The sequence below is a fragment of the Capsulimonas sp. genome, assembly GCF_039929585.1.
Taxonomy (GTDB): domain Bacteria; phylum Armatimonadota; class Armatimonadia; order Armatimonadales; family Capsulimonadaceae; genus Capsulimonas.
Window position 1 is genome coordinate 1 of sequence record NZ_JBDSQY010000147.1, and the last position, 10,766, is coordinate 10,766.

Consider the following 10,766-nt stretch of genomic DNA (forward strand, 5'->3'; position numbering starts at 1 on the left):
GGCGGCGCCGTACCCGAACGGCGATACCGCCGGTGATACACCTTCGGCGATGGAAATCAACGGCAAGGTGCTTGTCGTCGCCTCCGACACGCCCAGTGACGACATTTTTGGACCCGGAACTTACTACGAGTACGATCCGGCGACCAATAGCTACGCAACCCTCCCAGATCCTCCCGCAGGCCGGGCCGGGCAAGCCTTCACGACGCGCCTGATGCCGCTTCCCGGCGGGCAGATCATGTACACTCGCGGCAGTGACCTCGCCGTGTACATTTCGGAAGCCGGAACTGGCCCGAAGGACGAGTGGCGCCCCGCCGTCACCTCCGTGACGCCTAATATCGATGGATCCTACACGCTGACGGGTACGCAGATCACCGGGCGCTCGTTTGGCTCGAACTACGGCGACGACTTTTTCGACTCAACGAACTTCCCGATCGTGTTTTTGAAGGACGCGACGGATAAAGTCTACTTCTGCAAGTCGTATGACTTCAGCACACGCGCCATCTGGACGGGGAACACGCCCGTCACGTGTAAGTTTACGCCGCCCGCCGGGCTCCCCGCTGGCAGCTACAGCCTCTTCGTGAGCGCGAACGGCGTCGCGAGCAAGAGCGCCGTTTCCTTCCCGCCCGTTGCAGCGCCCGTGTTGACTGGGCTGACGCCTGCGACTGTCGGCGTAGGAACGACCGGTACTGTGCTGACCCTGACAGGCTCCGCGTTCGCCCCGACGGCGACGGTGAATTTCAATGGCGGCGCACCGGTCACACCTGCTTCCATCACCTCGACAAAGATCACGGTAGCCGTCCCGACCTCGGTCCTCACGACTGCCGGCGCCTACGACGTGCGGGTTCATAACCTCGGCTCACCATCCGACAGCGAGCCACAGAGATTCACCGTGGCTACGCCGGTCATTACCAGCCTCAGTCCTAGCGTCGTCGCTCCTGGGACGACGGGAGTGGTTTTGTCGATCAGCGGCTCCGGTTACCAGCGCGCATCCAAAGTCTCGTTCAACGGCGCCACGCCGGTGATCCCGACTTATGTGACGACCACGCTGATCCAGGTCCCCGTTCCCGACGCTCTGCTTGCTTCGAATGGCAGTGTGGCGGTGACCGTGGTCAATACTACCGCTCCTGGCGGAATCTCAGCGCCCGCGACACTGACCATCGCCGGGAAGCCGACGCTCACGTCCGTCACCCCGGCGTCCTCCGGTATCGGCAACACCGGTCTTGTCTTGACACTGACCGGTACTGGCTTTACTCCGCAGGCGAAAGTGACGTTCAACGGCGCGACTCCCACCGTACCCGCCAGCGTTACGCCCACCCAGATCACGGTTGCCGTTCCGGCGGCGTTAATCTCCGTAGTCGGCAGCTACGCGCTTCGGGTCCAGAACCCCGGCGTGTCCAATACTTCCACGGACAATGTGGTGTTTAAGACGCTGTCGCCTGTCATCAGCAATATCATCCCGACCGCTGTCAGCACGACGGCAGGCGGGACGGGCCTGACGATCAATGGGGCGAACTTCATTCCCGGTTCGACAGTCACGTTTGGAGGAGTATCCGCAACGCCGATATCCATTACGACGACCAAGATCGTCGTACCGATCCCAGCCTCGGCGGTACAGCTGAGCGGACAGGTTCCAGTTGTCGTCGTCAACACGCAAGGAGCGGGCGGATCTTCGAATACCGTTATGCTGACCGTTGCGGCGCGCCCGACAATCACGGCGCTCACTCCTCACCTGCTGGCTCTGGGCGGACCGAACACGACCATGACGATCACGGGCACAAGCTTCCAGCCTGGCGCCACGGTCTTGTTTAACGACACCACGACGGTCGCCTGTACTGTGAAATCCACCACGGAAATCACGGTCGTGGCGCCAGCGTCCCTCGCGACGACAAACGGCACTTACTTCCTGCGTGTAGTGAACGTTGGTGCTGGCAACATCTCCAATGCCGCTCAGTACAACGTCGCTCCCGCACAGCCGGTCATTACCAGCCTGTCGCCGGACAAGGTTGTCGTGGGCCTCACGAGCCTCAACCTCTACATCTACGGCACGGGCTTCATCAACGGTTCGAAAGTCACATTCAACAACGGTTCGCCGGTGGATGCGACATACCAATCCGGTCGCCTGATCGCCCCGGTCCCCGCCAACTTGCTGGCGACGGTCGGCAATGTCCAGGTGCGGGTCGTCAATGGAGCCGACAACGGCGGAACGTCGGTGATCGCCAACTTCACCGTGGCGGCCCGCGCGGCGCTGACGAGCGTGTCGCCGACTACGGTCGGCGCGACCGACAATCCGACAACGCTGACGCTGAACGGTTCGAACTTCGAAAACGGCGCGACCGTCACGATCAACGACACGATTACGGTGACGCCGACTTCGGTGACGCCCACGCAGATCACGATCATTCTGCCGACCTCGGTCGCCTCGACGCCGGGTACTTACTACGCTCGCGTCATCAACCCTGGATATGCGAACAACTCAGGCATTCAGAAATTTACGGTAGTCCCAGCTCCGTAGTTTCCGCTGCACACCCTGCGCCTGCTTCTCCTTCAGAGAGGCAGGCGCATTTTTTATTGTTTCTTGCCAGACTCAGTAGATTGCCCAACTTGCTTGTGTTATACTTTGGTAAATGTCTCCTCAACAATCGTTTTCCTACCGTTCGCCTCATAGCTGAAAGACAATTATATGATTACTGTCTCAAAATGTTATTCTTTGAGCGCTGTGATTGGCTGCTTAAGCCTAATGGGAGCCACAGGCGCCATTGCTGAAGCTGCCCACGGGCTCGCCATTACGCCGCAAGCTTATGGGAGCCTTCCCATCTCGTTTGAAGCCAATCGTGGACAGGCCCACACTAACGTCAACTTCCTCGCGCGCGGCGGGAACTACGGTTTGCAGCTCAGTTCTCAGGGCGCGGTCTTTACGCTCTCCAGCCCAGAGAAACGAGCGCCGCTCGCTTCTGTCTTGACCATGCGTCTCGATCATGCGAACCCGAACGCGAAAAGCGCCGGCGAGCAAGAGCTTCCCGGTAAGGTCAACTGCTTCATCGGCAAAGATCCCTCCCAATGGCGTACGGATATCCCCACGTATGCACGCGTCCGATACACCGATGTTTATCCCGGCACGGATCTTGTCTACTACGGCAATCAGCGGCAGATGGAGTATGACTTCGTGCTCGCCCCGCACGCCGACCCAAAGGCGATCCGATTTGCCGTGACTGGCTCACGCAAAATAAGCGTCAACCGCTCGGGGGATTTGGTGATTGCGCTTGGGGATCAGCAAATCGTGTGGCGCAAGCCCGTAATCTACCAGGGAGCAGGAGTGTCACGCCGCGCAATCAACGGCGCTTATAAATTGATGCCGGGCAATCGCGTTGCCTTCTCGGTAGGCGCTTACGACCATAACCGAGCACTCGTCATCGATCCTGTGCTGGCGTATTCGACCTATCTGGGGCTTTTCTATCAAGACAATGGGAACCGCAACCCGATTGCAGTTAATGGCGCCGGAGAAGTGTATATTACCGGAACCACAATACCGCCTCAAGGGCCTACGCCTCCAAACAGTTCTGTCAATTTGACAGCTTACCAAAATATTTTTGTGACTAAGTTAAACGCCACCGGGACTGGCGCGCTGTACACGAATTATTTCGGTGGGTCCATATGGGATTTTGCCGCCGATATCAAAGTGGACAGCGGTGGGAATGCCTATGTCACCGGCACAACACAATCCACCGATTTTCCCGTAACATCCGCTGCGTTTTGTAAAACGCCTGGGACTTCTACGACGGGGTTTGTCTTCAAACTCAACCCGGCGGGCAATCAGCTGCTTTACTCGACTTATTTAGGCTCAGCGAATGCGAGTGCAAATGCGATCGCAATTGACGCCGCAGGTAACGCCTATGTCACGGGCTCCGCAAGCGGTTCGTATCCCGTGACCGCCGGAGCCTTTCAGACAGCGCCGGCCTCAGCAAGCTTCGACGCGTTTTTGACCGTATTGAATGCCTCTGGCGGCAATCTGATCTATTCCAGTTTGATCGGAGGTGGAGAAAATGATTTCGGAACAGGAGTCGCCGTTTCTCAAGACGGCCTTGTGTTTCTCTGCGGCTCCTCCGACAACTTCAATGCAGACAGCCATTTTCCAACAACCGTTTCCGCATTTCAAAAGCAGCATTTGGGATCAAAAAGCGCATTCGTGTGCAAATTCGATGTGCGAAAGAGCGGGACAGCGTCTCTCCTGTATTCCTCGCTTTTAGGCGTTGCTCCCTATCATTCCGCCACCGTCAACACGTTAGGAATGACTGATGCATACGCCATTGCGGTTAACAGCGCCGGAAACGCCTATGTTGTTGGATCCTCAGATACGACCTTGCCCACGACCGCTACGGCGTATCGTCCTACTGCGTTTACTGTAAACGCCTACTTAGCGAAGTTCAGCTTTGATGGATCCGCCCTTTTATATTCGACGTATTTAAACGGAGAATACTCTAGTCAAGGTCTTGGAGTCGCCCTTGCGGGAGATGATGTCGCCTGCATCGCTGGAATGACATCTTCCCCTACTTTCCCCGTTACTGCGGACGCCGCTCAATTGAATTACGGAGGGGGATATACCGACGGCTTCTTTACGAAGATTGATACTCCTAAACTTGGTAAGTCTGGGCTGCTTTACTCGACATATTTTGGCGGTTCAGGAGACGATCGATTTACGTCCGTTGCATTGGACGCCAAGCTGGATGCGTATGTTTGCGGCTCAACGAATGGTGTTGTCACCACGACGGCGGGGGGGTATCATCCCAATCATCCCGCAACTCCTCAAAGTAATTGGGACGAAGTCGCAGTAAAGCTAAGTGTAGGGAATATCCGTGGGCAGGCGACGATCACGAGTCTCTCCCCATCCCGTATCGATCCGGGAAGCGCCCATACACTGATTTACTTTACTGGCTATCACTTCGTTACCGGTGCTGTCGTGACCATCAACGATCTCTACACGGTTTCGGCGAATGTGATGTCTGACACCCTACTTTCGGCTTATTTACCGGATGCCGTGACCGCGAGCGCCGGCCAGTATTACGTGCGTGTTGTAAATCCAGGTGTGAACTTATACTCGGCTCCGGTGCGCCTCACCGTGGCGCGGGCAATGCCCGTGATCAGCAGTGTCACCCCGGATCGTATCGGCGCTGGGCTGGCAAGTCTCTCGCTTTACATCTACGGGACGGGGTTCACGGCGGGATCGAAGGTGACATTCAATGGCGGCTTCTCCGCCACGCCGACGTCCATCCAGACCAATCGCCTGATTGTGTCCATTCCCGCCGCCATCTTGGCGCAAAATGGAAGTTACGCCATTCGCGTTGTGAACAGCTTCGCCGACGGTGGAGCGTCTGAGCCGAAGAGCTTCGTGGTGTCCCCGCGTCCCGTGCTGACCGCCATCACCCCCAGCACGTTCAAGGCTGGGGCGGCGAGTGTGACGTTGACGCTGACGGGAGCGAACTTCGAGGCTGGCTCGCTGGTGAAAATCAACGATACGACTTCGGTCACAACGACGTTCGTCTCGTCCACGAAGCTGACGATCGTGCTGCCGAGCGCGGTCAGCTCCACGGCGGGCTCGCACTTCGCGCGCGTCTTCAATCCTGGATATTCGAATAACTCCGTTCCCGCGCGGTTTACCGTAACGCCCAAGTAAGTTTCAGGGGCATACGGGATCAAATAAGCAGCGCGGCGCTCCTCCTACCAGAGGCAAGCGCCGCGCTGTTTATTTTGGCTCGCCGCCGACGTCGCAGCGATACTGCGCTTCGTATGCGCTCCAGGCTTTTTTCTCAAAAGTGTCGGCATAAAAGAGATATTGCTGAGCCCAGCCGGCCATTGGTCCGAAGCGATTCCGAATCGTATCGCCGATCAAGGCGTAGCTGTTCTTTGTGAGCGACTTTGGCGCGGCGCCCTGGAGATAGTAACGCTCCGCGATCTGGCGGACATGGGTATCAACAGGGATTGCCGCGTCCTTATCCAGGCAGAAGAGACAGACGCAGTCGGCGATCTTTTCGCCGACGCCGGTGAGGGTGAGCAGGGCGGTTTTTGCGTCTTCATAAGGCGCATCGCGCAGGGCGAGCAGCCAGCTGGCGCCGCCGTATGCGACGACCTGGCGCGCGGTTGCTTGGAGGTATCTCGCTCGGTAGCCGACGCCGAGGGCTTGCAGGTCGGCGATGTCGGTCTCGGCGATGCGCTCGGGTGTGGGGAATGCGAAGTGCGGTTCGCCGATTGGGCCGTCATGGCGTTCGCCGAGCAGGCGGCAGAGACCGTCGATGCCTTTACGGATGCGATGCAGCGGCGCGGCGGAGGTGCAGAGGAAGGAAAATAGGCATTCGACGGGGTCCTGGCGCAGCACGCGCAGGCCGGGAAAGGCGGCGACGGCTGGGGCGATGTTCGGGTCGGCGCCCAAAAACTCTTCCGTCAATTGCGCCAGATCGACTTCGAGGCGAAAATAGCTTCGGACGCAGGGAAGATCATTGGGATCGGCCTGGCAGAGAACACGTCCGTTTTCGGAGTGTAGTCGCACGAGGAAGGGGCGTCGCGTCACGCTCTCCGTCAGAAAGCAGGACCACCAGCGGTCCGCATCCTGACGCCAGCGAAACGTCTGGCCGCAAACCACGGTGTGCTCGACATCGAGCTCCTCCACGGAGCATAGATCGGTAACTTGCATGCGAGATTTTTGCAGATCGTACGTGTGTTTGTCAAATCCGATAAAAGAGCTGGTTCTTTGGAAACCATTTGTGGGTATGAACCGCTTGTTAAGTAACCGTCACGCGATGTTGCGGTAATTTGCTACGGAGGATAGATTTTTGACTTTTCGAACATATGGCAAAGGCGTGAAAGCCGCCGCATCTTTGATGATCCTTTCGGTCGGTATGACGACCGCTTCGGTGCTCCCAAGCCTCGCGGACGCGGCCCATCCGAACGTCATTCAGCGCCATCCGACCGCAACGGGAGTCGCCGCCGGCGCGGGCGTGCATCATGCTCTGAAAGTTTCGGCGGCGAACAAAAAGCGCCACCATCAGAAGCTCAGCTTTGCGGAGCGCCATCCCACCATGAGCGGCATCGCCGCCGCCGTGGGGACGCACCATGTGATTAAGCACAGCACACACTAATTGCTGTCCGGCGATGCGCGCCACAATCCCGGCCCGCAGGCATCCGCCTGCGGGCCATTTCACTGTGTGTTATGGTATAATTTGGCATCATTTGTTCCCCAAACCAGGAGACACGCCTTTGATTTCGCGTCCTCGCCTTGCCGCGCTTGCGCTGCTTCCGTGCCTCGCCGTTTCCGCCGGCTGCGGTCATAAAGACCGCGCCGCCAAAGCGCCCTCCGACAACGTTTTCCGGATCGCGATGACCGCAAGCCCCACCACCTTCGATCCGATCATGGTGGAGGACGGCACCACGATCGACATGCTTCAGCAGGTCGCCGAGGGACTGGTGCAGTGGACCCCGGAGAACAAAGTCACGGGCGCGCTCGCCAAGAGCTGGGACATCAGCAAGGACGGTCGGACCTATACTTTCCATTTGCGTGACGGCGTTAAGTTTCAGGACGGCAATCCGATGACCGCGCAGGACGTCTACTTCTCGTTCAAGCGCGCCTTCAGCAATAAACTTGAGTCTCCTGTGTCGCTGACATATCTTGGCGATATCGTCGGCTCGGATGAGCTGTTCGCCGGCAAGACGACGGAACTGACGGGCGTCAAGGTGATCGATCCGATGACGATCGCGATCACGATCAAGAAGCCCAAGACCTACTGGATCTACACGCTGACGTATCCAACTGGCTATATCCTATCCCCCAGCGAGGCGAAGCTGGATGCGCCCTTGACTGACAAGGACCTGGCGGCGGGCGCGGGCACCGGCCCGTTCCGGCTGACGCAGTACACTACTGACCAGAAAGTGACCCTCGCCGCGAACTCCGCTTACTGGGGCGGCGCGCCGAAGATCGCCGGACAGGATCGCCGGATCGTAATCGACGCCGCAACCCGGCATTCGCTCTATGTGAACGGCGAGATCGATATTGTGGACGAGCAGAAGGGCGATCTGGACACCGACTCGAAGACGCTGAAGGATGAAGTGAAGTTCTGGCCGCGCGCGGCGACCTATTACGTCGGCCTTAATCAAGGAACGTTCCCCGCCTTCAAGGATGTCCGTGTGCGTCAGGCGCTGGCGTATGCAACGGATAAGCAGAAGATCCGCCATGTCGTCCTGCGCGACAACCTGGACGTGGCCGAGGACATTTTGCCTGTCGGCATCCCCGGCGCCGATCCCTCGTTCAAGGGCATTCCCTACGATCCCGCGAAGGCGCGCGAACTGCTGGCCGCCGCCGGCTACCCGGGCGGTAAGGGCTTCCCCGCCATCACGATCTCCTACCGCGAATCCTATCCCGATCTGGATAAGACAGTAGACTTGATTCGGGGAATGTGGAAGGACAACCTGGGGATCGACGTGCAGGGCAAGCGGACGCAGTGGACGGTGCTGCTGGACCTGGAGCATAAGAACCAGCTCGACGCCTATCATATCCGCTGGGCAGCCGATTACCTGGACCCGCAGGACTACTACACGGTTTTGCTGACCACCCACGGTTCCGAAAACCACACGGGGTATTCGAACCCGAAGTTTGATCAGCTGTGCGAACAGGCCGATTCCATGCCCGATGGACCTGAGCGCGTGGCCAAGTACCGTGAGGCGGCGCGGATCGTGGCGGATGAAGTCCCGATGATCCCGCTATACTATCAGAAGGACATCGAGCTCGTGAAGCCGTACGTCCAAAACATCGACGACGGCTTGATGGGACATCTGCCGTATAAAAATTTGACGCTCGCCAAGTAAGATCTCCTCATGGCTCGATTTTTACTTCAGCGTATCGTTCTGGCGGTGGTGTCGGTGTGGGCGATCTGCACGATTACCTTCTTCATCGCCGCCCTTTCTCCCGGCGACCCGGCGCTTCTGGCTGCCGGGCAGCACGCCGATGCGGCGACGCTAGCGCGTATCCGCCACGACTTTGGCCTAGATGCGCCGGTCTCCGTGCGCTATGAACGCTACCTCTGGGGGCTTCTGCACGGCGATCTTGGCCGCTCATTCCTCAACCACATACCAATCACCGACCTGCTGAAGCGCGGCCTTCCCCCGACCGCCATCCTTGCAGTCATCGCGTTGCTGGTGGCGCTGCTCGCGGGCGTGCCGTCGGGAATTGCGGCCGCCCTCAAGCCCAACAAACTCTTGGATCGAGTGTTAATGAGCTCCGTGCTGGTAGGAGTCTCGCTCCCCAACTTTATCCTCGCGCCGCTCCTGATCCTGATCTTCGCCCTCAAACTTGGCTGGCTGCCGGTGGCGGGTTACGGCAGCCCGGAATACTTGGTGCTTCCTGCCCTGGTGCTCGCCGCCCGGCCCGCCGCGCTGATCGCGCGCATGACGCGCTCGTCCATGCTGGAGACATTGCAGCAGGATTACATCCGCACCGCCCGCGCCTCCGGCCTCCCCCCGTTCAAGATCCTCACGCGCTACGCGCTGAAGAACGCCTTTCTGCCGGTGCTGACGGCGGCGGCGACTTCGTTTGGGTACTTGCTTTCGGGATCGTTCGTGGTGGAAACGACCTTCACCGTCCCCGGCGTCGGCGGCGCTTCGATCATCTCGCTGACGACGCGTGATTACACGCTGATCCAGGGCACGATCTTGCTGCTCGCCGTCATCTTCGTCACGATCAACTTGATCGTGGACGTTCTTTATGCGCTGCTCGATCCGCGCGTGAAAGTGACGGGGTAAACGATGAGCGGTCCCGTTATCGCCCAAGCCCAGGAGCTTCCGGCTCCCGGCGCCCCGGTCCTCCGTCCCACGCAGGCCGCGTGGCGCTCGATCCGCCGCCATCCGCTCGCCCTCGCCGGCGTCGTCTGGCTCCTCTTCTTGATTCTGATGGCGATCTTCTATCCGATGGTCTCGCACTATACGTACTATCGCCCCACGGAAGATTACAGCGCCGACTCCTCCGCCCAGCACTGGCTTGGCACTGACGACAGTGGTTACGACACGCTGACGCGTTTGTGCGTCGGCGCTCGAATCTCATTGTATGTTGGGGTGGGAGTGGAGCTGATCGTCGTGTTTGTGGGAGGGTTGGTCGGCCTGATCGCCGGATACTATGGCCGCTGGACGGACACGTGGCTGATGCGCTTCACGGACATCATGTTCGCCTTCCCAGATATCCTTCTAGCGATGCTGATCATGGCCGTGAGCGGCCCGAGCCTGGGCAATATCTTCCTGGCGCTCGGCGTCACCGGCTGGCCGGGCCTCGCGCGATTGGTTCGCGCCCAAGCGCTCTCGCTGCGCGGCCGTGAGTTCATCGAAGCCTCCCGCGCTATTGGCCTCACCGACCGCCAGATCATCCTGCGCCACATCCTGCCCAACTTGCTCTCCGCCGTTGTGGTGGCGAGCGCCATCGATATCGCCGGCGTGATCATCGCCGAATCGACCCTGTCGTTTCTGGGGATCGGCGTGCAGTCGCCCATGCCCAGCTGGGGCTCAATGATCAGTGGCGCCTGGTCGTCGGGCTACGGCCGCTCGCACCCCGCGCTGATCGTCTACCCCGCTTTGTGTTTATCGCTGACGGTGCTGAGTTTGAACTTTATCGGGGACGCGCTGCGGGATGCGCTGGATCCGAGGAGCAAGAAGTAGGACCTATTCCCGCGCTTCGCGCGCCCCTCCCCCCGCGCAGCGGCTCGCTGGGGAAAGGGCGCGCGAAGCGCGGGGATAGGTCT

Annotated in this window: 7 protein-coding genes; 6 read left to right on the forward strand and 1 reads right to left on the reverse strand. The window is 59.3% G+C overall.

Annotation, left to right across the window (positions count from 1 at the left end; genetic code table 11):
- Positions 1 to 2,512: IPT/TIG domain-containing protein (locus ABIZ35_RS10120; RefSeq protein ID WP_348219773.1), on the forward strand; the 2,512-nt coding region annotated here is incomplete at its 5' end.
- A 225-nt stretch (positions 2,513 to 2,737) separates the two neighbouring features.
- Positions 2,738 to 5,668, forward strand: coding sequence for an SBBP repeat-containing protein (locus ABIZ35_RS10125; protein ID WP_348219774.1), 2,931 nt, complete (start codon positions 2,738 to 2,740; stop codon positions 5,666 to 5,668).
- A 69-nt stretch (positions 5,669 to 5,737) separates the two neighbouring features.
- Here the strand turns inward: ABIZ35_RS10125 and ABIZ35_RS10130 are convergent, their stop codons facing one another.
- Complete coding sequence (locus ABIZ35_RS10130; protein ID WP_348219775.1) at positions 5,738 to 6,682, reverse strand: DNA glycosylase; 945 nt, start codon at positions 6,680 to 6,682, stop codon at positions 5,738 to 5,740.
- Between the two features lie 139 nt (positions 6,683 to 6,821).
- Here ABIZ35_RS10130 and ABIZ35_RS10135 point away from each other — a divergent pair, with 139 nt between their 5' ends.
- From ABIZ35_RS10135 to ABIZ35_RS10150, 4 genes are all read left to right on the forward strand, one after another.
- A complete protein-coding gene (locus ABIZ35_RS10135; RefSeq protein WP_348219776.1) occupies positions 6,822 to 7,127 on the forward strand; it encodes a hypothetical protein in 306 nt (101 codons plus the stop codon).
- A 118-nt stretch (positions 7,128 to 7,245) separates the two neighbouring features.
- A complete protein-coding gene (locus tag ABIZ35_RS10140) occupies positions 7,246 to 8,847 on the forward strand; it encodes an ABC transporter substrate-binding protein (RefSeq protein WP_348219777.1) in 1,602 nt (533 codons plus the stop codon).
- 9 nt (positions 8,848 to 8,856) lie between these two features.
- Positions 8,857 to 9,780: an ABC transporter permease gene (locus ABIZ35_RS10145; RefSeq protein ID WP_348219778.1), complete on the forward strand. Its 924-nt coding sequence runs from the start codon at positions 8,857 to 8,859 to the stop codon at positions 9,778 to 9,780.
- Positions 9,781 to 9,783: 3 nt separating this feature from the next.
- Positions 9,784 to 10,683: an ABC transporter permease gene (locus ABIZ35_RS10150; protein WP_348219779.1), complete on the forward strand. Its 900-nt coding sequence runs from the start codon at positions 9,784 to 9,786 to the stop codon at positions 10,681 to 10,683.
- The last annotated feature ends 83 nt before the right edge of the window (positions 10,684 to 10,766 follow it).